The organism is Psychrobacter cryohalolentis K5, from assembly GCF_000013905.1.
In the GTDB taxonomy this organism is placed as follows: domain Bacteria; phylum Pseudomonadota; class Gammaproteobacteria; order Pseudomonadales; family Moraxellaceae; genus Psychrobacter; species Psychrobacter cryohalolentis.
The window spans coordinates 304,030-328,858 of record NC_007969.1; the positions used below are offsets into that span (position 1 = coordinate 304,030).

The window sequence follows — 24,829 nt, forward strand, 5'->3', positions numbered from 1 at the left end:
ATTAACCTTAAATATACGCTCCTGTTAGTAATAGTTGTTTTATCACCCGCATACTTAACTGCATTTCTGTTTCCATATTTTCTATTTCTAAATACAGCTTCTATACTTCTGATGCTTTGGTTCATTTTTTTACTTATATTCTAATAATTTGACTTCAAATTTGGTTACGTTTCTTGAGTTTTGCTTACTGTTGTATATTATTGACCGACCAACGCTTTTACTGTTGTCAAATCTAACCTTGCGTTATAGTAAGTATCAGTTATAAGTAACAGTCAAACGCTATTTCAAAAGGTTAGCCATCATAGATTACTAATAACACATTGATCCAAATGACAACCTGCCTTCAATGCTGGATAAAAGTAAAACCATGGTTTATAGTAATAATCGTTTCAGTGCTTCTTAAGACACTGTAAATATGCCTATTATGAATGTGACGATAAAGGTAAATTAAACGCCATTTTCATGATTTATATCACCTTGACGCGAAAAGCGATGCCAGAAGCGATGACTATGACTGATAATATTCGAGTAAGTACGATTTCACCAAGTGATATGGATGATACGCCAGAGTGTTTAGCGGCAGCGCAAAGTCAGAAAGCTGTTGCTTTATCAAGCACTCAGCGCTTTAGCAATCTCCAATCAGGATTTACCTTGATTGAAATCATGGTGGTGATTGTGATTTTGGCCATTCTTGCTGGTCTAGTGGTGCCAAAGGTGGTCGGACAAAGTGATAAAGCACGGGTTAAAACCACTGAAACAGCGCTATCAACAGTATCAAATGCGCTAGATATGTATAAAGTAGATAATTCGCGCTATCCAACGACGGCTCAAGGCTTAGAAGCACTCACCACGCCACCAGCTGAAGCTAAGAACTATCCTGACGGTGGTTATATTAAAGGCGGGTATCCAACGGATGGTTGGGAAAACGAGCTGCAATACGTTGCCCCGGGTAGTGAAGGTCGACCTTATGATTTATTTTCTCTAGGGGCTGATGGCGAACAGGGCGGAGAAGGGCAGGATGCTGATCTTTATGCTCAGCTATAAGCTCTAGCCTACTCAGTTATTTAGGTATTGTTTGCAAGCGATACCATGATAAATACCTTGGCGCTAAAAGCATCTTTAATGAGACTAATGTATCAACCAATAAGAGGTTATTGGTTGATATTTTTTATGACTATCGCTAACTATAAATATCACTATAGTCAGGGAAAAGTAATATCGATACATCAAGTACTGCTGATATTCATTTTTCTTGCTTGCTGTGCCTACGCAGACAGAGGCTGCAAAAAATTTATATCAGCAGCACTGTAGCGCTTTTGAGATATTTTAACTATAACTTTAAATTCAGATAAACGGAATCTTAACCCTGCTATTTATTATTAAAACGAGTGACTATTTTCTATTGATTGTAAAAAAACAGCTGTTCTTCTAGTAATCTGAGGTAATCATATGTCTATCGAAACATCAAAATCGAAATCAATTATCATGAATAAACAATTAACTAAAAAGCCTTATTTGCTTGCTATAACAGCCACTGCTTTGATGACTACTTTGTCAATGACGTCTGTTGCGACTCAAGCTGCAGGTCTGGGGGAATTGTTTAGTAATAATAGTGCTCAGCAATCAAAATTTTTGCCCGTTGATAAGGCATTTCAAGTGACTAGCAGTACCAAGGCGACCACTAAAGGCACGCAGTTATCGATCGCTTTTGATATCACACCAGGTCATTACGTTTATAAAGATAAGCTGACCTTGAGTTTTCCAAAAGGTATCAATGCGTCGCCATTTACCTTTAGCCAATCGCCTGTCTCTATTGATGATCCAACCTTTGGCAAGGTACCCGTATTTACGCAAAAAACTGTGATAGCAACGACTATGATGACGACCAAAAACGGTAAAGCGGCAAAGAATGTGCCGGTTGTGATTGGCTGGCAAGGTTGTGCTCAAGCTGGACTATGCTATCCGCCAGAAAAGGTCAAAACCACGTTAAACATTGCAGTCAAACGTTAGTCACTAATATATAGCACAAGTAGGTTGATTTATATAGTCGTTATAACAGGTAGTCCTTTATGTCCATCAAGACAGTAAAAAGCATTTCGTCATTTAAAGCGGTATCCACCAGAAATCAGTCTTCAAAAAATTTGCCATCAGTTGTAAATAAAGTGCCAAAGAAGTCTTATTTACTGGCACTAACTATAGCGAGTAGCTCGTTATTTGTAGGATTGACTGCGACGACTATGACGACGCAGGCAGCAGGATTGGGCGATCTTTTTAGTAGCAATCAAAGCGCTGGACAATCGAAATTTCTGTCAGTGGATAAAGCCTTCCAAGTCACGAGTAACAGTAAAGCTGTTAAAGCTGGCACTCAGTTATCGATTAATTTTGATATCACTCCAGAGCATTATGTTTACAAGAATCAGCTTAAACTCACTTTGCCTGCTGGGGTTACAGCGGCACCGTTTACTTTTAGTCAAACGCCTGTCTTAATTGATGATCCAACTTTTGGTAAAGTGCCAGTATTTGATCAAAAAAATATGGTAGCCACTACTACTCTGAGTACTAGTGGCAAGAGCATTGACAATGCAGCGGTGGTGATTGGTTGGCAAGGCTGCGCCAAAGCAGGACTTTGCTACCCGCCTGAGAAAATAAAAACCAATGTCGATATCGTTGCAAGCGCGCCGCAAGCGGTGGTTAATACGATAAGTAATGTCACTGGTGTTGCTAAAAGCGATGTCAATCAAGAGACTACTAATGCAAATTCGGTAAATAATAGCAATAGCGTCACAATATCAGAGGCGCCAAATGCCACAAGTATAGACAGTACTGAGGCAATGAGTCCTGAAGCAGAGCAAGCGCTTGCAGAAGAAGATGAAGTCATTGATTATGCGTTGTTGGATGATGAGGCTTTAGATGGAGAGCTTGGCGCCACCAATACGATTTCTGGCGCTGATACACCGTTAGCAGATAATGCTGCTCCGACAAATGATACGCTAGCTACCGCAGATAATTTGGCTGATGGCGATCCGTTTGGCTTAGCCAAGCATCCTTGGTTGGCATTAGGGTTACTATTCTTGGCAGGGCTTGGCTTAGCGCTTACGCCGTGCGTACTACCTATGTTACCTATCGTCGCAAATATTGTCGCCCGTCAGCAAAATCCAACGGTTAAAAAAGGTGTCATTTTAACGACAAGTTATGCGATTGGAGTGTCGATTGCTTACGGGATACTTGGTGCTGTCATTGCTGTATTTGGTGAGTCACTCGGCATTATCGGCTGGCTACAAAACCCAATCATCCTGATCAGTTTTGCAGTAATATTTGTTTTGTTGGCCCTTTACATGCTTGAAGTATTTACCATTCGTTTGCCGCATTTTATCAGTAGTAAGATGCAGGGCTTAAGCCAAGCAGGCGATAGTAAGCTCGGTAGCGCTGGTGGCAGTTTAGCTGCTGGATTTTTATCAGCATTGGTAGTATCACCTTGTGTTTCTGCACCATTATTTGGCGCTTTACTTGCTGTCTCAACGATTGGTAATCCGCTATTGGGTTTTGCTGCCCTATTTATGCTAGGCTTTGGCTTGTCAGCGCCACTGATTTTGATTGGTGCTACCCAAGGCAAAATTATGCCAAAAGCGGGCGAGTGGATGAACTGGGTCAAGCAAGGTTTTGCCTTATTGTTATTTGCCGTAGCGTTACTATTAATAGAGCGCGTCTTTATATCGTCAGTAATGTTACTGGTATGGGCATTATGGTTTATGGTTGTGGCAACATGGGCATGGAGCTGGCGTGGTAAAGGTAGAATGCTATCGCAAGCCATCGGTTTGATAGCTGGTATTTGGGCTGCTACTTTAGTGATTGGCGCCGCACTTGGTAATGATGATAGCTTACATCCGTTAGCTTCATTAAGTGCCACCCCTATGTTAGTACAGTCAGCTAACGGTCAAGCTGGCGCTCAAAATAATGCGACGAATAACTCAGATGAGCATATCACTACGTTGGCAGAATTAGATGTTATCACTGCTGCCAATCCTAAAGTTTTGGTCGATTTAACCGCTGATTGGTGTATTGAATGTCGCATTATGGATAAGAATTTATTTACCAATCGTCCCGCACAAATGCAAGACTGGGAATTGGTACGACTCGATATTACGGAAACCACAGCGGATTCTAAGGCAATTTTAGCGCGTTATAAATTATTTGGACCACCAACTTTATTGTATTACCAAGATGGTCAATTGGTACAAAAACAAGTGGGTGAGATTGGTCGTGCAGAGTTTGAGCAGACTTTGACGGCATTAAATAAATAATAGTCGTATCGGAAATATTTTTTTATCCTCTTAAATGCCTTAATATAATTCCTATAAAAAAGCCAACGTACTGTCATAGTATGTTGGCTCTTTTATTTTTTCTCAGAAGAAGGCTTGCAGCACTCGATTAGTTGTATTTCGTGCTAAATAAAGCAACATTACTTTGAAAGCGTCATTAGCAAGATACTGGTTAAAGGGTCCTTTTTTTATTCTGTACTCATTATAAGCATTTGGTTTTATGCTACTTATATTCATTTAGCGCTACATTATGCAGCAATAAAGCTAGTATAGTGTGTACGTTTTCATTACAATAAAGCAACATTGCTAAATGCGCATTATTCAGCGTAATAGCAACCCTTTATCTCCAAGTTGTATTGATTTTTTATGCCAGTTTAGCGTCAATGCTAATTGTTATATCAATCACCTCATATATTCTATTGACAGTAATGATCAGTTGAATAAAGGATGCTTATGTTTTCCCATATTACTTCGCAGCGCCCCTCTGTAAATAAACTTGAAACGCCAAAAAAAATGATGCTTCGAACGACTAAATGCTCTCTACACATCGCTGTTGGTATAGCGCTCACTTGTTTCACAGTACAAGCTCAGGCTGCTGATACAGCTCAGACTAAGAGCTTACAGCCTATAAATACCAGTATCGCTGTGCAAAATAGCAATGCAGTAAGCGAAGATTTTATCGCTCAGCAAGCTGCTCTGTTCTTTGAATGTACTCAAGTACAGACCAGTTCTGCCCGTTTGGCATGCTTTGATAAGGTTGCAGAACAAGGCAAAACGCCAAGTTATGTCACAACCAAACAGCCAGTAGATTTGGCAAAAACGGTTATAAGTACGCTGTCAGGCAACCCTCAAGTGATACTGGCTGAAGAAACCAGTACCATTACTGCCAATGGCAATGTCATTGCTAAAAAGGTTTCGAGCAATTATCCTCAAGATATTGAAACAAAACTGCCCGCTGAGACTGAAAGTTTAGATACGGTTGGACTGACGCAAAGAGAAGCAGAGGTATTGGAAAGTGTCGGCGTGACTCAAGCAGATATTGAAAAATATACGCCGCTAAGCTTAGCATATGATCTTGATAAAAACAGTGAACGCGGTACATGGACAGTCAGACCTTACCGTCCAACCTATGTTATGCCACTGTTTTATACCTTTGATCCCAATTTAAGCCCAAGTACACCCACTCGACCTCAACCAGAGAAGCCTTTTACGTCTAACGACACTCGTAATACGGATCTAAAGTTTCAACTATCATTAAAGACTAAAGTTGCAGAAGATTTGTTTAATACCAATGCTGATTTGTGGTTTGGTTATACTCAAGAGTCGCATTGGCAAGTTTATAATGAAGACAATTCACGACCATTTCGTGCAACCGATTATCAGCCAGAAATATTTTTGACCCAGCCTGTGACAGCAAATCTGCCTTTTGGTGGACGACTGCGCATGCTCGGAGCAGGTGCTATTCACCACTCAAATGGTCAAGATGATCCATTATCGCGCTCGTGGAACCGTGCTTATGTGATGGCAGGGGCAGAATGGGGCAAGTTATCTGTCATACCGCGATTCTGGTTACGAGTGAACAATGAAAATGATAGCAGTGAAGACAATCCAGATATTGAAGATTTTATGGGTTATGGTGATATCAAGTTCTTATATGATTTACCAAATCAACAAAGCCTAAGCGGTACGTTGCGCTACAATCCAGGCACTAATAAAGGCGCTGCGCAAATCGATTATATTTATCCGTTATCTAAAAACGTTAATGGCTTTGTACAGCTGTTCCAAGGGTATGGCGAATCTATTGTTGATTATAACCATGAAAATACGGCTATCGGCTTTGGTATCGTACTCAATGATTGGAAAGGGCTGTAACATTAGCGCTTTAAATATCGGTGCCTATAGTGACAGCAAGTCATGCGTCACTTAGCGCCTTATCAAGCCGGACTATGGCTGGCAGAGTATATAAACTTACGCTGCCAGTTATGTGCGGTTTATCGTAGTACTCCACAATCACAGCTGTTACAAAATCCCTCCTCGTCAAACGCTCCATTATTCAGTCAAAAAAGCTCATTAGCTGAAAACGCGTCGAGCTCTTTATCAAGTAGCCATTCTTCTTTTAGCAAAATCCGAAAGCAACTCTATAGCCGTTTTAGTAATGGACTATTATGCGCCAGCTGCCATAGCAGTATTGCGTGGTTGCCCAAGCCATTTGAAGTCGATATTACTGCTGGCATGACGCTCGCCATTCAAGCAGCAACTTACTATGACTATCCCATGCGCCAAGCTATTAGAGCCTTCAAGCATCATGAGGATATGACAAAGCTGCCGTTATTGTTACATGTGATACGTCAACTACCACGACCTCATGGTTGCCATCATGATAATAGTGTGATTGTCGCTATGCCAACGACCGATGTGCGTCTCATTAAACGTGGCTTTGATCCTGTCAGTATTTTGGCCGCGCATTTATCTAAGCATTGGGACATTCCTTTATGGCAAGGTATCAAGCGTATTGATAATACGGTCAGTCAGCAAGGACTCACCCGTGCCGAACGCTTGAGCAATCTAGACAATGCCTTTACTTTACTAGAGCCTTCTCCCGTTAAACGCCTTATCTTATTTGATGATGTGGCAACTACGGGAGCAAGTTTACAAGCCTTAGCTCGCATTCTATCAATTTACCCTTCAACAACTCCTAACTCCAATAATAAATACTATCTGTGTGCCTATGCATTAGCGCATGGTAGCCAGTCATAGATGCTAATAAAACTTGTTGGCAACTACTATTATGTTGCTATTATGTTGCTAATATTTTAATCCCACGCTATATTGACAATAACATAGACTATAAACATATGCTGCTAATAGCCAATAGCTAGCCTGCTTTACATATAGAGAAGTAAAGTGTTTAAGCTGATTAGATAACTTGTTTTATGGAACAAAAATTGCATGGCTATAGTTGACTATTTTATATTAAAGCCTGTTTACATATTAGGTATTCACTACGACTGTAAAGCCAGTCCTGCTTGAATATGCCAGCAGCTATATAGGAATTTAACGTGAAAGCATCGGCTAACAATCGACCACAGAAATTGCATATGACCAGCTCAGGATTTACCCTGATTGAGCTGATGGTAACGATTGCCGTGCTTGCTATTATTGTCGGTATTGCTGCGCCTAGTATCAGTACTCAGCTTGCCAATCAAAGGGTTAAGTCGACTGCGGCTACATTGGCAAATGCTTTAACAGAAGCAAAGGTAGAAAGCGTCCTACGCCGTCAGAATATAAGGGTTATATATGCTAATAGTAGCGCGCCTAAAACGATCAAGTTGCAAGCTAATGGTAACGAAATATCTAGCTATAATATTAGTGATAAAAGTACTGTTACCCAAATGATTACTCCCTCTACAGTAACCAATATCGTTTTTCAACCAAATAAGAGAATAGCTAACAATGCCACAGTATTATATACCATCTGTGATAGTGGCTCTAATAGTGAAACGCCCAGACAAGTAAGCCTTACTAACATTGCTAACGTTAATACTATAAATGCTGGGATCTGTTAATGAATATACAAGACACACAGTCAGGCATAGGGTTAATAGAAGTGATGGTCGCATTGCTATTATTAGCAGTGGCTGTATTAGGGTTCAGCGCCATGCAAATGTCCGCTATAAAAGCGACAGACGAAAGTTTAATGCGTACTCGTTCTTTAGCTATTATGCGAGGCGGTGCAGAGACAATGCGTACTAATCCTAGCGGTATTGCTGCTTTTAAGACGGCAATAAACGGATCTTCAGACACTGTTAGTGTTGATAGTAAGAGCATAACTAAAGACAGTTGTCTGACAAGTGGTAATACCGCACCTGCAGCATCAGCCAGTTGTACTATTGACCAACTTGCGACACGTGACGGATTGTTATTAAAGTCATATGCAAGCGCCAATGACATTAATATTGGTATGGTTCCAAATGGCTGTCCTGGTACATCAGGTAATCAAGAACTCCAGTGTTTTGTAGCAAGTTGGGGAGACACCACAGTTGGTTTAAGTGATACTGAAGCTAAAGCTTGTGCCAACGCAAATGGCAGTTATAAAAACGGCGCAGAGTGCTTTATTATGGAGGCTTACTGATGTCATATAGCCATAAAAATAAGTATATGAATGATTATCAAGCAGGCTTTACGTTAATAGAGCTGATGATTTCTTTAGTGCTTGGCTTGATCGTATCTGCAGCCGCTATTCAAGTATATCTTATCAATGTAAAAACAAGCAGTATTCAGGCAAGTGGTAGTGAGCTACAGGATGCCAGTGTGTTCGGATTACAACAATTAGAAAAAAGTATTCGCCTAGCAAACCTTGGTAATCCAACCACCAGAATTGATGGTACCACTCCCAATGGCGGAATTGTCTTAACGGGTCTTAATATTGGCGTTCCGAATCCGAATGAACCGAATCCTTATCCTAATACGGGATATCTGACAAGACGTGCAGGAGATAGTGCCGTTGGTGCGAATGGGTGGACAGGCATATCAAATACTAATACCAATAGCGATCAGTTGACGATTCAATATATCAACATAACAGGCGCTCCAATGACAGATTGTGAAGGAGCGGTTGCTGCTGTCAATGATATCGTTATTGAGCGTTATTTTGTACGTCAGGCAACAGGGGATACCAGTACTGGCGCTATCAAAAAATTAGTATTGGCTTGTGATGCAGGACGCGTTAAAAAGACTGGTAGTATAGATACTGTGACACCATCAAGTGATTCAAGAAACTTTGGTCAGGCTGGCCAAGAATTTATTGTCAATATCGATCAATTCAAGGTGTTATTAGGTGCTCAGTACACGACTGGTACTAATGCAGGACAAATCATTTATCTTCCGAGCAGTGCCTATTCATTGATAACAACTGGTAATCCAGTACTTACCGCTGTCAAGATCGGTTTAATTGTTCATGGTAGTACACCTATTATAGGAAGTGCTGAACAGTCAGAATTTGCTTTGTTAGGGCAATCGTCAACAGAGAATAAATTAAAGGCAGATACTAGTAGCAAAAAGAAAGTCCGTAGCACTTATGAAACCACAACGTTGTTACGTAATGCTCGTGTAGTCAATATAAATACCAGCCTATAACCTATTGGTAAGGAGACTAAAAGTGATTCACTATCGTGACTTATCAAGTTCGACACAAAAACATATCAATATGGGTTTGGCATACGGGAGAGCGGAGCAAGGAGCAACGCTAATAGTGGTGTTATTGTTTTTAGTGCTGATTATGTTGGCAGGGGCTATTGCAGTTAGACAAAGTACGACAGATCTTAAAATTGCGACAAGTGATCAGATCAATACAGTATTACTGCAATCAGCAGATAGTGCTAATCAAAAAATAGAGACCATGGTAAATGGGAGCCCAACATCTAATGGATACCAAGATGTAACAAGTGCGACAGGGGCACTCGGTCATTTTTTATTATTTGAAGATAATAAAGCTAATGAATTTATTTATTGTTTTAATCCACGTACCCAGAGATATTTAACCAATAGTGCAACAGTCAGGGTGCCTGCTGGTGGGTATGTAGATGGTATTAATAACGGTGTCTGTAATTATGCAAATGCTGCTGATTACACTAGTGCTAGGCAGGCAGTTATGACACAGGTGAGTATTGCGATTACTCCTCCTAGTGCAAATATAGAAGCGTTTGAACATGTTGTCATTGGTAAAGAAGTTGAAGACAGAACAAGCAAAAAGTTTAAATTTGATATTCGACCAACATCTTCATTGCCCGCTTATAATGAGCCCAAATTAGGGACTGAAAAGTGCTTCGAGCAGACCAGTATTCCTAACAATGTAGCAACTGGCAAAAAATCATTAGATGAGTGCCTATTAGCGGCTAGCACACCGAGCAAAATGCTGTATGAGCAAGCAGATGTTGAAAACGTTTCTTCTTCTACCAAATGTTATCCCTTTGGTAAAGGAACACTAAATTCCAAGTGTGTACTTTCAACAGCGCCCTAGTCTGCTTACTCATTGCACTGAAACAATATAAGGATAGATGTCATGAAGCGATTTGACAACATACCGACAATAAATAACATGATTGCAGTACCACTAAAGTATTTGGTCGTTGCCATGGCATCAATGATAGCAATGCCAATCTCACAGGCAGATGTGGCAGATAAAAAAATCGGTGATTTAGAGATTTATAAAGCGGCAGAAAGTGGTAAAACTACTATTACTATGATGTTAGATACCTCCGGTAGTATGACGTTAAATCAAGTAAATTATGCCTGTGATCTTCCAGGAGGGGCAACTTTTTCTGCAGTTGGAGCAGAATGGTCAAATACTAACCCTCAATATATAAGAAACTTCTGTAGTAATAATGCTCGATATTTTTATCGTTTAGATGTAAATGATAAAAACCAATGGTACCGTTGTGGTGGTAGCAATGGCTCTGGATCTAGTAATTATAGCTTTAACGATTGTGATAGCAAGCTTAGTAAAGCACCATCGACTGTAGGATATGACTATATAACCTCTAGTAGTGGCAATCAGTATTATTTTACAGGTGAAAAAGTATACGATCGCCTTACTCGTCTTAAAGATGCAATCTTTACTCTAATGAATAGCACACAGTTAGATCCTAAAAAAGTCGCCATTGGCATTGGCCAGTTTTCTTCACAAAGCGGCAGTGATAATATTGTAGAGTTTAATGCAAATGGGACTGCTAAGAATGCTGATGGCAGTAGTGGTAAAATACTTTTACCTGCAGCATTATTAGATGAAACACAGCGTCAAAAGATTCGCCAAGTTGTAGCTGCTGCAGCTGGAGGAGGCGGTACACCGACAGCGAATGCTTATGCAGAGGTTGGCGCCTATATGCTGGGTACCAAAACCAGTGGTACTGGTAGTGGTTTTAGCAAATCCACTATATCTTCTAAAAGTAATAGTGGTAGCAATTATATCAGTCCACTTTTAAAGCCTTCTAGCTGCGACGGACGAGGCATCTACTTCTTGACTGATGGAGCACCAAATAACTCTGAAAAGCCTTTAGATCTAATGAAGCTGGCTTTAAACCGCAGTAATTTTAGCAAATCTAACGACACATTGCCGAGTGGCAGTGGTAATAATAACGGTATGCCCGAAGTTGGTTCGTTTGCCAAAGCCTTACGTGACTCGACGGTTAGCCCATTAGGTACAGATCAAGAAATCTATACCGCAGTGGTTGGCTTTGGTTCAGATTTCGATGTCGATAGAGTGGAAGATGCAGCGAAGCCGGAATCGCAGCGAGTTATTCGTAACTTACCTTATACCAATCCAAAAACTGGTGTTATATCAAATCGTGATTTTTATAACTGTGCAAATATAGTTGGTAAAGATAATGACGCTACTAAAGATGCAAGAAATGCTTGTAACTGGGGAGAAAAGGCGCATCCTTCATTACCAGGGGTTGGAGGCTTTGGGGAAGGTGGATTCTACTCAGCGCAGTCTACAAATGATATTGTCAATAGTATTATATCTTTTGTAACCGATTTGGATAACACCTTACCTTCGACACCTTCAGGAACTATCATTATACCTGACGACCCTTATCGAGCGGATAGTCAACTAGCAGTTGCATATTACCCAACTTTACAACCCAAAGTCGGTGATAATTCCGTAGTTTGGGAAGGTAATATGAAAAAGTATAAATTAAATGAAGGTACGCTATTTGGTAAGGGTGGTTCTAAACTATTTAAAAATATAGCAGGTGAGCTAAATCCAGTAACGCCAGATTTCTGGTCAGATCAAGATTATCTTAACAAAAATGATAAAGTAGAGTCGGGTGGTTTTTACGCTCAGTTAAAGACACCTGTTAATGGTGTTACTTCGGTCAGAGCATTGTATGTCGAAGATTGGAAAAGTGCGACTGATCAATCTACAGTTTTAAGAAAGGTAGGAGTAAATATTGCTGGAAAAATGACTGTAGATAATAATGTCTTAACTGATACTACCTTTAAAGATACAAATACCTATAGCCCAGCAACCCTGAGAAAACTACTAAATTTTTTAGGATTTGATGTGCTTCCAGCTACAGGCACGGCTGTAAAAGATATGACGCTTAGCACCGCTAATGTATCAAAAGCCATTAAGGTGCTAGGTGCTACTATTCACTCTACACCAGCGGCAGTTTCCTATTCAGCGACTCTCGATCCTACTACTGGTAGAGTCACGGACACACGCGATGACTATGTATTATTTGGCTCATCCGAAGGTGGCTTACATTTAGTAGATGCAGGTGATCAAGGCACTGGTGATGGTGGCAAAGAAAAGTTTGTTATTATACCAAGAGAGATGTTAAGAGATGCCAGTAAGTCTGATGCGCTTATTAAAGACGCAAAAAAAGCTGAAATAGGATCTCCAAACTTTGGTATAGACGCCCCTTGGTTAGTCACTGCTGACTATAAGTATGATTTGTCTAATAATAGGGTAAACGTTAATAAGACAGGTGGTAAAGGTGTATTCGCTTATGGTGGGCTGCGTATGGGCGGTGAAGCATTTTACGGGCTAAACCTCAATGATAGTGATAATCCGAGTATGATGTTTACGATAACGCCAGCCACTGCAGGCTTTAGTCGTATGGGTCAGATATGGTCAAAACCTACTAAGGCCAAAATAAAAACCAGCAATACTGATACAGGTACCGATGTATTAGTGTTCGGTGGTGGCTATGATATGTGTTATGAAAAAGAAACCTTCCAAGTTGGCGTGATAGATGCACAATTATTAAGTAGTTGTTCAAACATATCGTCTACCAAAGGTAACTCGGTATATATCATTAACGCCAAAACAGGCGCTCTAATATGGTCGGCTTCTAACGTTTCTAATTCCACAGGTGCATCCAATACTGTATCTGCTATGACTAATAGCGTTGTCGCTGGTGTGACTACCTTAGACCGTGATAATGATGGCTTTATGGATCATATGTATTTCGCAGACTTGGGTGGTCAGATATTCCGTGCTGACTTTACCAATGCAGGTTTTATAAAGCCAGTCACGACAGGAACCGCATCAGCAGAAACTTCTTTTACCAATACTAGGGTCACTCGTGTACTCAAAAGTGCCTATACAGGCACTGATAAAAAGTATAACTACCGTTTTTATGAACGCCCAGTTGTCAGTTTCTATCGTAACGATACGACTAATAGACTATTCGCATTGGTTAATGCCATCTCAGGTGATCGTAGCTCACCTTTATCAAAAATACGTGATAATACCAAAGCTGATCGGCTATATGGCATTATAGACAGTGATGTGACTAAGGCCAACAGTGTTTTTTATGCTAGTAATTTCACGACTACGGGAACATCTGGTGGTCAAGAAATCATGGATTTGGAAGCTAACAATACTGCCTCAAGTCATTTAGCTGAGTTGCCTTCAACCCTTGGAAGTTCTACAGCTACGGAGTATACTTTAGCTCAAAAAAATGCAGCCATTAATATCCAAAAAGCTGGCACAAAAAAGGGTTGGTACTATCCTCTGACTCGTTTTGACGGCTACGGTAATGTGAGATATGGCAAAGGCATTGGTAAATCTGAAGTGGTTGACAGCTTTATATATACCACGGTTTATAACCCAGATATGAGCTATGGTGACGTAGATTCTTGCTCTGCAAAAGTGACAGGCGGTTCAGAAAGACAGCTCTATTGCTTACCTTATGGTATCTGTACCGATGACGCCTCTAAGAATGGTACTGGTGGATATGTGCAGGCAGGCAAAGGTATTCAAGAGTTGACGCTCGGACCACGTAGCTCCAGCCTCTCCAACCAACGTCTCCTTATTGGGACACGTACATTGACGGAACGTGCTAATGATCGCGTAAACTTTGGGTCTGATAATGGCAAGGGACTTTTCAATGCTCTTACGAACCCTAAAGGGCTGAACCAAAGCAATTTAGTAGCAACTGATAGCAGCATTGGTAATGGTACAGCGCCTGATATGATATTTAACGAGCGCTTTACGCTACAGCCGAAAACGTGGTACGAAGTAGACTGATAGGATGGTCGTATGAATATGAAGACGTTAAAACAACAAGTAGGCTTTACGCTTATAGAGCTGATGATAGTCATCATAATCGTGGCTATCTTAGCGGCGATTGCGATACCGTCTTATCGGCAGTTTGTGGTGCGTAATGCTGAATCACAAGCACAGGCACGAATGCAAGAGCTTGATATAGAGCTGAACCGCTGGCGTGCTAGTGCTTTAACTTATAAAGGCTTTAAGCCCAAAAAAATAGCAAGTAATGGCGATATCAGCTATGCATATGATGCAACTGACAATAAAACTATCTATGTCCCTAAAGGTAGCGATAGCACGAATTACCGTTATATGATTGCGTTAGTAGATGGCAGTACAGGTAACACCTTAGCTCCTACAGGCACTGGTTATTCCACCGCAGGCAGCTCATGGCGCATGTTAGCAGAGCCAAATACTTCATTTAAAAATTCAAATGCTCATATTTTGATGATAAATAGTACGGGTGTGAAATGTAAAAGTAAGGATAGGGCAGTCACCATTGCTTCTATCAATTGCGGCACTGGAAATGAGGACTGGTAATGTCATATTTTAATGAATTATCTAAAAAAATATCAAAAAATGATCAGGGCTTTACGCTGATTGAGATGATGATAGTGGTTGCCATCATCGGCATTTTGGCAGCAATTGCTTATCCTAGTTATCAAAACTACGTTATTAAAACCAAACGTACTGACATGATGAGTGAGATGCAGAACATTGCTTCAGAGATTGAAAGCCGCAAGCTAGCACAAGGTAGCTATAGTGCTATTAGTGCAAGTGTCAAAACAGATTTTGCTACCGCCTATCCAAGGCAGGGCACTCAGCTATATGATATAACTATCAATCCAATAACATTAACGCCTCCTGATAATATATTGACCAATAAATGGATAATTACAGCCACGCCAAATACGGGGATGCAAATGGTAGGTGATGGTAATCTTAGTCTGAATTATCAAGGTGTGAAATGTCGAGTCAGTATCTGTGGTACTGGTGAAGAATGGACAAAATAAGATAAATAAAATAGAAAAGTTGAGAATTTGACAAAAAACGTCAGTTATCTTTACCTTTCGTGACTCATGATAGGCAGACTGACAATTTTTAGTGGCTTGGGCGTAACATTCGAACTTGATTAAGATAAAAAAAGAGAAGCGTTAATAATAAATGGCGATGATAATTAAGTATTTAGATAAAAAGATAAAGGTGACCATAACTTTGGCACGCTAAATGCAGCATCTATAATAAGAGAAAAACATATTATATCCCTAAAGATAAAAAGCGCTATTAGCCAATTATCTTTATATACCCCCTAAGGAGTTCATATGAACACTGCACAAAAAGGTTTTACCTTAATCGAACTAATGATCGTAATCGCCATTATCGGTATCTTGGCTGCGATCGCTATCCCTGCTTATCAGGACTATATTGCTCGTTCACAAGTAGCTGAAGCTTTTGCTCTTACTGCTGGACAAAAAACTGCTATTGCAGAATATGCGCAAACTAATGGTGTTTATCCGGGTACAGCTACAGCGCCGACAAATGGTTCTTTGACAGCTGCTGGAACTTACGCTGATGCTACAGTAGCAGCGGGTACTGGTGTTATTACTGTGACTATGAAACCGGCTGGTACTGTAAATGCTAATATCGCTGGTAAAACAATTACTTTAACGCCACCTGCACTTACAGGCTCTAATACTACTTTCAACTTTAGCTGTACTACAACTGGTGGTACTAAGATGGATCAAAAATACCTACCTAAGTCTTGTGTAGCTAGCTAATAATTAATGCTTAACTTTTTTCAAATAAATAAAAATAAAGAGCTATTAATAGCTCTTTATTTTTTGCCTTTTTTTTTAGGTTGGAGTGTAGGGTTTAATACTAGTTTTTATAATGAATTCAGGGTTATGCAGGTCATTCTACTACTATTCTTTGGATTAGTATCTTGGGTAGACCGCTCATTTATAATTACAAAGATAGAGCTAATATTCTTTACTTATTTAGTGATTGGTTTTTTTGTGTGGGATCAGCCTTCCTTTGTAATCACAGAGATGCTGCTTGTTTATTTAATATATAAAAATTTTAGAATTTTAAATTATAATAATTCGGTTACTAAAATAGTCTTATTATCAAGCTTTTTACTATTTATGTTACTGCCTTTATCGCTATGGGAGTATATAAATACGGGCATTTACGATGCTAATTGGTATCCCTTCCCATGGAATATTCGTGTTTATGATAGTTGCATTTTAGTACTGTCTATCTTTGGCACTTGGTTCTATATAAGTGAAAAGCAGCATAAAAATCTATATCTACTATTCTTATTTTTAGCATTTTTGGCTGTTCTGTTAGATGCTGGTCGTTCAGCTACATTAGCGTATACCGTATTTATTATTATAATCGCTTTATACTGTAAACCTTTAAAATTGCCACTGATCCTAACTTATATATCTTCTTGGCTCGTGTATCTTCTCATTACTTATATAGTCAGTTCTGGCTCTAGTAGTATGGCTATAGCTAGAGAATCTTCTAGTGGACGTATAGATTTATGGGTAAATGGTCTGAGCTGCTGGTTACAAAAGCCTATATTTGGCTGCGGTTTTTATCAATTAGAGCAATTTCCTCATCTATCTGCTCATCCCCATAATTTATTTATACAAATATTGACCGAAGTAGGGTTGGTAGGTTTTATATTCCTATCTTTTATCGTATTTAAAATAGCCCGTCATATCAGCTGGAATATAAAGCAAAACTACTTTGTTATAGCAGCGTTATTTGCTATCAGTATTGATATTTCTTTATCTGGTATTTACGTTTATCCAATAACACAGATGGCACTTTTATGGCTATTCGTTTTTCTATTGAAAAACTCAGCGTTTAATCATGCCCAGGATTTTACTCAAAAGAGGGTAGTAATATCTTATTATCAGTACATATTAGCATTAGCGGTATACGTAATGATAGCCGCTTGGTTTGTGTATATAATTATTCAGTCTTTCGGGTTTGCTGCTAACATGCCTATAACACCTCCAAGATTTTGGGGGTATGGTTATCTCTTATTTTGATTAGATTCGCCTTTTTTTATTATATTTAGGGCAATGATGGCATAAGCTGTGCACTATCCAAGTAACCTTAATAATATGATATGACAGCCATGACTATGAGCGAAACGACCCAAAATCGTCATTTAGTGACTCAATCTGGCTTTACACTGATTGAATTGTTAATTGTCGTGGCTATCATCGGAATATTAGCTGCGATATCTACACTCAGTTATCAGACTCAGATTAGAAAAACACATATAATGATAGTTTATAAAGAGATAAATCACTTTCGTCTGCCATATCAAACCTTAATAGCAGAGGGTGCAGGAGTAATAGGGTTCAGTCCAAGTGGACTCAATATCCCAGCACAGACTAAATATTGTCAGTTTAGTGTCACTGCACCTGCTGTAAGTGGAGTTACTACTGACGCAGTTAAATGCACTATTCAAAACTTACCCTATATAGAAGGGCAGTCAATCAGTCTTGACCGAGCTGCTAATGGTTCATGGAAGTGCCGGGCATCCGAAGGTATTCCAACAGCTTATTTACCGCGAACTTGTCAATAAAGTAATGTAATTTATCATAGATAATATCTGATAAAAAACCACCTATTAGCATATCGCTATTAGATGGTTTTTCATTATTTTAATATATTGAGCGGTTTTAAAACACCAGCTACTTCTCTAAATACTGAATCTTACCTTCCACGCCATCCCACTTTTCAGCTTCTGGCATCTGCCCTTTCATCTCAGTGATATTTGGCCATTTTTGTGCCAGCTCTTCATTTAGCTGAGTGAATATTTCTTGCCCTTTTGGCACTTCATCTTCTGAGAAGATCGCATTAGCAGGGCATTCAGGTTCGCATAGAGCACAATCGATGCACTCATCAGGGTCGATGACGAGGAAGTTCGGTCCTTCATAAAAGCAGTCGACAGGACAGACTTCCACACAGTCGGTGTATTTGCAAAGAATGCAGTTCTCTGTAACGACAAAGGTCATAGTACTGTCTACCTGTTATTGGATTGAGCGAAATAGAATAGATGAAAAATAAGGCACATTTTAGCGCTTTTGAGATAATTTAACAATTCCCTTTAATAACTAATGATTTCCTTCAGATGATATAGTAAATCATGTGCCTGCTTTGGCGTGAGGCTGTCAGGGTCGATAGCCTGTAGTTCGTCTTGTAGGCTAAATAGCTGATTTTGTTGTGGAATATCTATATTTTTTTGTTTTTTATCGAGATTCCTGATGTTTGATTTCTCTATATTACTATCATAAGTCTGCTGGCGTTTATCCTTTACCGACTTAGCTAATTCATTTTTGTCATCATCAATACTTTCGTTATCTGGTTTTAGATTGTCTATGCTTAAGTTATCTACTAAATAACGCTTGGCATCATTAAGCACTTGAATTGGGATACCCGCCATTTTTGCCACATGTAACCCAAAGCTGGAGCTTGCTGCACCATCTTTGATTTGATGCAGCAGTAACAGTTGACCGTCGATCTCACTGGCGGCGACATGGACATTACGGATAAACTTATCATTACTGCCACTACTTTCTTTAGGGTTTTGCGCCAATTTTGTCAGCTCAAAATAATGAGTGGCAAATAATGTCAGGCAGCCAATCTCTACCAATCGATTAACGCAAGCATGAGCGATTGCCAAGCCATCAGTGGTGGCTGTACCGCGTCCCACTTCATCCATCAGCACTAGCGATTTATTGGTCGCTTGATTGAGAATATTAGCGGTTTCAATCATTTCCACCATAAAGGTTGATTTGCCACCTGCCAAATCATCAGCCGAACCAATACGGGTAAAGATACGGTCAATATCACCAATATGAGCACGCGCTGCTGGGACAAAGCTACCGCAATGCGCCAGTAGAACAATCAGGGCGGTTTGGCGCATATAGGTCGATTTGCCACCCATATTAGGGCCAGTAATCATTAACAGTCTTTCAGGATTTTCATAACTGCCCAATACACAATCATTGGCGACAAAATGACTGCTATGTTTGGCAGGATTATTTTGATGAGTATGAATAGGATTTAGTACAGCTTCTACAACAACATGACGACCTTCTTTAATATTGATACTGGTTTGGCTGTTATTATTCAAGCCATTTTCTGAGTGACTGTTTTCTAAGCTATTATCTAAGATGCTGCTCTTTTTCGATTCGTTACTCATGACTGGACGCTGCCAGTTATAAGTGATAGCAAGCTGTGCCCAGTTATTGAGGACATCTATTTGGGCGATAGCAGCGCTAAGCTGTTGTAATTCAGCTAAATGGCTACCTAATCGTATCAATAGCTCATTATAAAGCTGCTTTTCGCGAGTCAATGCTAAGCTTTGCGCGCTTAGATACTCAGTTTCGACTGTCTTTAGCTCGTTAGTGATGAATCGCTCGCTACTTTTCAGCGTTTGCCGCCGGATAAAATGTGCAGGGGCATTTTTTGCCTGCATTTTAGGCAATTCAAAATAAAAGCCGCTCACTTTATTAAAGCCTACCTTTAGACTGGGTAATTGGCTCTCTTGACGCGCGCGTTCCACCATCTCATCCAATGTCACTTGGATATTGTCATGCAAATGGGTAAGGCGATCAAACTCTGCATCATAGCCTGCGGCTAACATGCCACCATCACGAATATGCGCCGGTGGCTCTACGATAATAGCTCGCTCAATAAGCTCGGCGACGGATTGTACGGCAGGTAACTGCGCAGGCAATTGCTGCATTAACATCGGCAACAGTCCTGCCTGCTCATGGCTGATACCCGCATTCGTCAGTAGCGTCGTAAGCTGGGCGCTACTAGCAATACCGTCTGCAAGCTTACGTAAATCGCGTGGCTTGGCGCTCATCAGACCGATACGGCTACTGATACGTTCAATATCGCCGATAGCATTTAAGGTTTCGCGCAAGCTGGTAACTAATGAGATATTTCCCGAGCATTGCTCAGACTGTTTATCAGTATCTAACAAGCTAGTTATCGCATCTAAACGCAAGTTAATACGCGAATGCTGACGCAGTGGGCGTTTCATTTGCTGCACGAGTAAGCGTCGACCCATCGGCGTTTGACAATGGTTGAGGACAGATATTAATGACGTACCATTGCTGCTAACGGGCGTAAATAGCTCAAGATTTTGCTGACTATTGGCATCAATGATTAAATAGTCATCATTATATTCAACGATCAGCTGATTAAGTTGTGGCACATGGCGTTGTTGGGTTTGCCGTGCATAATGTATTAGCGCCGCACAGCTAGACTGGGCAAGTGGTGCACCGCTAATACCAAGCCCATCAAGACGCTGAACCTCAAACTGTTGGCAAAGGGTTGCGCTGGCATGCTCACGGTGGAAGTCATTAGCCGCAACTTCAATAATAGGGCAATTAAGATGTTGACGTAGCCATAGCAGCCACTCTTCGCTGATATCACCATTACTGTCACTCAGCGCTTCACTAATAATACATTCGCTTGGCGCAAAGCGTGCCAGCACCGTGAGCATTTGGGTTTGTAAAGATTCAATATCATCTTGATTAGCGCTGATCGTTTGCGTCGTCAAAGTCCCAGCGGCTAAATCCATTTGGCTAACGGCAGCTTGCACAGGTTGTTTGCTGTTCGATTTAGGAGTCTCGATATCAATAGCGACGACAGTCGGGGTGTGATTGGGCGCAATGAGTGCATCGTCAGTAATAGTCCCTGCGGTCAGCGTTTTGACCACTTCACGGCGCATAATAGTGCCAGCAGTAGATTTGCTCTTATCTTTCTTCTGCTTATCGCCCATCGTCGGAGCATTGGACGGGTTATTTGCATTGTCAGTGCCAGTAGCTGATTCATCAATTTGTTCACAGACAACGACGGTTTGCCCAGCAGCGATCAATCTTGCCATATAACTATCTGCAGCATGAAAAGGGACACCTGCCATCGCAATCGTATTACCTGCTTTATCTGTACCTCGACGGGTTAAAGTAATGTCCAATATCTGTGCCGCGCGTTTGGCATCCTCAAAAAATAACTCGTAAAAATCACCCATCCGATATAACAGCAAAGCTTGAGGATAGTTAACCTTCATATTGAGATATTGCACCATCATCGGCGTATGATCTGCCAAGTGATAGATGGCATCACCTATGACCAATGAGTCAGAGTCAACTGGCACAGATTTTGAAGTGGGTTTACTAGGACTGTTATTTTGAGCAGAAGGTTTAACTGGCATGCAGAATCTCTTAAGTTGTCTTTTTTATTTATTAAATAGGGGTGTTTAAATAAGTTTGGTTAGATAGAAGGCTTTAGATATAAAGGCTAATAATAATCGGTTCAAAATAAAATAGATCATCTAAAAAGTGTGCTGGCAATAAGCAAAAAAATTGAAAAACATAGGTTTATAAGTGTTATTTTAACACGTCCTATCACCTTTTTACGTCGGCAAATATCTGCTAACTGCCCTTGTATCCATCGCCGTCATAACCATATATAATGACGTCACACTTAATTGGGCGATATTTTATTGGACTGTCTTAAATTGGACAGTAACCAGCCAAATAATTAAAAAAACAGCGAGTAAAGCGTTGTCATGCGCACTAATTATCGAATATTTCCATAGGTCAAAAAATTATGTTATCAAAGATTATAGGCAGTGTCGTTGGCACCAAAAATGAGCGTGAGCTTAAACGCATGCGCAAAGTGGTCAGCAAAATCAACGCATACGAGGCTGCGATACAAGCCCTGTCTGATGAGCAATTACAACAAAAAACTGAAGAATTTAAAGCAAGACACCAAGGCGGCGAAAGTCTAGATGCGTTATTGCCAGAAGCGTTTGCGATTTGTCGTGAAGCGTCGCTACGGGTTAACGGTATGCGTCACTATGACGTGCAGCTGATCGGTGGTATTACCTTGCACGAAGGCAAAATCGCTGAGATGAAAACTGGTGAGGGTAAAACCTTGATGGGCACCTTGGCCATGTACCTCAATGCCATCAGTGGCAAAGGCGTACATTTGGTGACGGTTAATGATTATTTGGCGGCACGTGATGCGGAATTAAACCGTCCCTTATTTGGCTTTTTGGGCATGACGGTTGGCGTGATTTACTCGCAGCAACCACCACAAGAAAAAGTCGATGCTTATCAAGCGGATATCACTTACGGTACCAATAACGAGTACGGTTTTGATTATTTGCGCGATAACATGGTCTTTAGTTTAAAAGAGAAAAAGCAGCGCCCGCTAAACTTCTGTATTATCGATGAAATTGACTCTATTTTAATCGATGAAGCTCGTACGCCGTTGATTATCTCGGGTCAAGCGGAAGATTCATCACGCATGTATGCGCTGATTAATACCATTATTCCCGTGCTGATTCGCTCAAAAGACGAAGAAGCCAATAAGAATAATGAAGAAGAAGATTTTTGGATTGATGAGAAAAATCGCCAGATTGAGATTAGTGAAAAAGGCTATGAGAAAATTGAGCGCTTCTTAATCCAAGTCGGCGAGCTTGGCGAAAACGAAAGTCTTTACAGCCCAAGCCGTTTGCCATTATTGGCTCACGTACAAGCGGCGATTCGCGCCCATCATGTCTTTGTGAAAAATATCCATTATATTGTTGATGACGGCGAAGTGGTTATCGTTGATGAAAACACTGGTCGTACCATGCCTGGTCGCCGCTGGTCAGAAGGTCTGCATCAAGCCGTTGAAGCCAAAGAAAACGTCGAGATTCAAGCCGAAAATCAAACCCTTGCAACCACTACATTCCAGAATTTTTTCCGTCTGTATGACAAACTGTCTGGTATGACGGGTACCGCTGATACTGAAGCAGCAGAATTTAAATCAACCTATGACTTAGATGTCATTGTGATTCCAACGCATGAGCCGATTGCTCGTGTCGATATGGATGACCAAATTTTCTTAACCAAGTTAGGCAAATACAAAGGCATTATCCGCGAGATTCAAGAGATTCAAGCAAAAGGCGCGCCAGTATTGGTTGGTACGGCAACGATTGAAGCCAGTGAAGAATTGTCTTATCTGCTCGATCAAGAAGGTGTTAAGCATAATGTGCTAAACGCTAAGCAGCATGAGCGTGAAGCTGAAATCATTGCGCAGGCAGGTAGTCCAAAATCGGTCACGATTGCTACCAATATGGCAGGTCGTGGTACCGATATTATCCTTGGCGGTAACTGGCAATCGTTTATTGAAGATATTGATGCGGTTAGCCCTGAAGAAATGGCGCGTCTAAAAGCCCAATGGCAAATCAAGCATGACCAAGTCGTTGCGGCTGGTGGTTTGCATATTATTGGTTCTGAACGTCATGAATCACGCCGTATTGATAATCAGCTGCGTGGTCGTGCGGGTCGTCAAGGTGATCCTGGGATGTCACGTTTCTTCTTATCACTTGAAGATGACTTAATGCGTATCTTCGCCGGTGACCGTGTCGTGAATATGATGCGTGCCATGGGGCTAAAAGAAGATGAAGCCATTGAACATAAAATGGTTTCAAAGTCGATTGAAAACGCCCAAGGTAAAGTAGAGAGTCGCGATTTTGATGCGCGTAAAAACCTACTGAAATACGATGATGTGGCCAATGATCAACGTAAAGTCATCTATGGTCAGCGTGATGATTTGTTGGCTGAGATGGATTTATTAGAGGCCATTAAAATCATGCATCAGGAAGTCTATAATGCCATGATTAACCAGTTTATTCCGCCAGGCTCTATCGATGATCAGTGGAATGTCGATGGGTTAGAGGATGAGCTTGAGAACGAATTTAAGATTGCAATGCCCATTAACGATTGGCTTGATGAAGATCGTCGCCTAGATGAAGAAGGCTTACGAGCCAAGATCATCGAAACAGCATTGGATCGTTATCACAGTCGCCGTGAACAAATGGGCGAAAAAGATGCGGCTCAGCTTGAGCGTCATTTTATGCTGCAAAGTTTAGATAAGCATTGGAAAGAGCATTTAACCCAGATGGATCAGCTGCGTAAAGGTATTCATCTGCGTGGTTATGCACAGAAAAACCCTGAGCAGGAATATAAGCGTGAATCATTTGAGCTGTTCCAGATGATGCTTGGCGCGATCAAGTCTGAAACAGTACAAGACTTATCACGTGTGCATATCCCAACCAAAGAAGAGCTAGAGGCGTTAGAAATACAGCAACGTGAAAATGCAGCCCATATGCAAATGCAGTTTGAGCATAGTGATATCGATAATATGGACGGCGGTGTGGAAAGAGCAGCAGTGCAAAGCCGCAATGTCGTTGGCGGTGCTACGGGCGCTAGCGTAGCAGGTGCTATGGCGGGCAGTAGCGATGATGCAGACCCATATGCTGGTATGAATATCAGCCGTAACGCCCCATGTCCATGTGGTTCAGCACTTAAGTATAAGCAATGTCATGGCAAAATCTAAACCTAGCTAACATTTCTTG

The 24,829-nt window shown here is 40.8% G+C and carries 18 protein-coding genes; 16 read left to right on the forward strand and 2 right to left on the reverse strand.

All coding sequences use genetic code 11. The features are described from left to right. The first annotated feature begins 552 nt into the window (after positions 1–552). From gspG to PCRYO_RS01420, 15 genes are all read left to right on the forward strand, one after another. On the forward strand, positions 553–1,044 hold the full coding sequence (gene gspG, locus PCRYO_RS01350) for a type II secretion system major pseudopilin GspG (RefSeq protein WP_226939372.1): 492 nt from the start codon (positions 553–555) through the stop codon (positions 1,042–1,044). A gap of 441 nt (positions 1,045–1,485) precedes the next feature. Next, entirely contained in the window at positions 1,486–2,010 is a 525-nt protein-coding gene (locus PCRYO_RS01355) for a protein-disulfide reductase DsbD N-terminal domain-containing protein (protein WP_226939322.1), read from the forward strand. Positions 2,011–2,069: 59 nt separating this feature from the next. Continuing rightward, positions 2,070–4,301 carry a protein-disulfide reductase DsbD domain-containing protein gene (locus PCRYO_RS01360; RefSeq protein ID WP_011512631.1) on the forward strand — a complete coding sequence of 744 codons (2,232 nt, stop codon included), beginning with the start codon at positions 2,070–2,072 and terminating at the stop codon, positions 4,299–4,301. 471 nt (positions 4,302–4,772) lie between these two features. Next, on the forward strand, positions 4,773–6,191 hold the full coding sequence (locus tag PCRYO_RS01365; RefSeq protein ID WP_011512632.1) for a phospholipase A: 1,419 nt from the start codon (positions 4,773–4,775) through the stop codon (positions 6,189–6,191). Between the two features lie 42 nt (positions 6,192–6,233). Further along, complete coding sequence (locus tag PCRYO_RS01370; RefSeq protein WP_041752926.1) at positions 6,234–7,076, forward strand: ComF family protein; 843 nt, start codon at positions 6,234–6,236, stop codon at positions 7,074–7,076. Between the two features lie 302 nt (positions 7,077–7,378). Beyond that, complete coding sequence (locus PCRYO_RS01375; RefSeq protein WP_105575683.1) at positions 7,379–7,885, forward strand: GspH/FimT family pseudopilin; 507 nt, start codon at positions 7,379–7,381, stop codon at positions 7,883–7,885. Then, positions 7,885–8,451 (forward strand): type IV pilus modification protein PilV, encoded by a 567-nt coding sequence (pilV, locus tag PCRYO_RS01380; RefSeq protein ID WP_011512635.1) that lies wholly within the window; start codon positions 7,885–7,887, stop codon positions 8,449–8,451. Before PCRYO_RS01375 ends, pilV begins: the two co-directional genes overlap by 1 nt. Then, positions 8,451–9,455 (forward strand): prepilin-type N-terminal cleavage/methylation domain-containing protein, encoded by a 1,005-nt coding sequence (locus PCRYO_RS01385; RefSeq protein WP_011512636.1) that lies wholly within the window; start codon positions 8,451–8,453, stop codon positions 9,453–9,455. The genes pilV and PCRYO_RS01385 overlap by 1 nt, the downstream gene beginning before the upstream one ends. Before the next feature lie 22 nt (positions 9,456–9,477). Then, the gene (locus PCRYO_RS01390) at positions 9,478–10,338 is read left to right on the forward strand and encodes a PilX N-terminal domain-containing pilus assembly protein (protein ID WP_041752928.1); all 861 of its coding nucleotides are present in this window, start codon (positions 9,478–9,480) and stop codon (positions 10,336–10,338) included. Between the two features lie 42 nt (positions 10,339–10,380). Further along, on the forward strand, positions 10,381–14,355 hold the full coding sequence (locus tag PCRYO_RS01395; RefSeq protein ID WP_011512638.1) for a pilus assembly protein PilY: 3,975 nt from the start codon (positions 10,381–10,383) through the stop codon (positions 14,353–14,355). A 12-nt stretch (positions 14,356–14,367) separates the two neighbouring features. Next, a complete protein-coding gene (locus PCRYO_RS01400) occupies positions 14,368–14,916 on the forward strand; it encodes a type IV pilin protein (RefSeq protein WP_011512639.1) in 549 nt (182 codons plus the stop codon). After that, positions 14,916–15,389 (forward strand): type IV pilin protein, encoded by a 474-nt coding sequence (locus tag PCRYO_RS01405; protein WP_011512640.1) that lies wholly within the window; start codon positions 14,916–14,918, stop codon positions 15,387–15,389. Before PCRYO_RS01400 ends, PCRYO_RS01405 begins: the two co-directional genes overlap by 1 nt. Before the next feature lie 309 nt (positions 15,390–15,698). Further along, the gene (locus PCRYO_RS01410; protein WP_011512641.1) at positions 15,699–16,154 is read left to right on the forward strand and encodes a pilin; all 456 of its coding nucleotides are present in this window, start codon (positions 15,699–15,701) and stop codon (positions 16,152–16,154) included. Positions 16,155–16,160: 6 nt separating this feature from the next. Further along, positions 16,161–17,438 (forward strand): O-antigen ligase family protein, encoded by a 1,278-nt coding sequence (locus PCRYO_RS01415; RefSeq protein ID WP_011512642.1) that lies wholly within the window; start codon positions 16,161–16,163, stop codon positions 17,436–17,438. A 95-nt stretch (positions 17,439–17,533) separates the two neighbouring features. Beyond that, on the forward strand, positions 17,534–17,983 hold the full coding sequence (locus tag PCRYO_RS01420) for a pilin (RefSeq protein ID WP_192941314.1): 450 nt from the start codon (positions 17,534–17,536) through the stop codon (positions 17,981–17,983). A 109-nt stretch (positions 17,984–18,092) separates the two neighbouring features. On the opposite strand, the gene fdxA is transcribed toward PCRYO_RS01420, so the two are convergent. Continuing rightward, entirely contained in the window at positions 18,093–18,416 is a 324-nt protein-coding gene (gene fdxA / locus PCRYO_RS01425; protein ID WP_011512644.1) for a ferredoxin FdxA, read from the reverse strand. A 92-nt stretch (positions 18,417–18,508) separates the two neighbouring features. Continuing rightward, the gene (gene mutS / locus PCRYO_RS01430) at positions 18,509–21,631 is read right to left on the reverse strand and encodes a DNA mismatch repair protein MutS (RefSeq protein WP_011512645.1); all 3,123 of its coding nucleotides are present in this window, start codon (positions 21,629–21,631) and stop codon (positions 18,509–18,511) included. A gap of 398 nt (positions 21,632–22,029) precedes the next feature. Between mutS and secA the strand changes: the two genes are divergently transcribed. Then, complete coding sequence (secA, locus tag PCRYO_RS01435; RefSeq protein WP_011512646.1) at positions 22,030–24,810, forward strand: preprotein translocase subunit SecA; 2,781 nt, start codon at positions 22,030–22,032, stop codon at positions 24,808–24,810. Positions 24,811–24,829 lie beyond the last annotated feature (19 nt).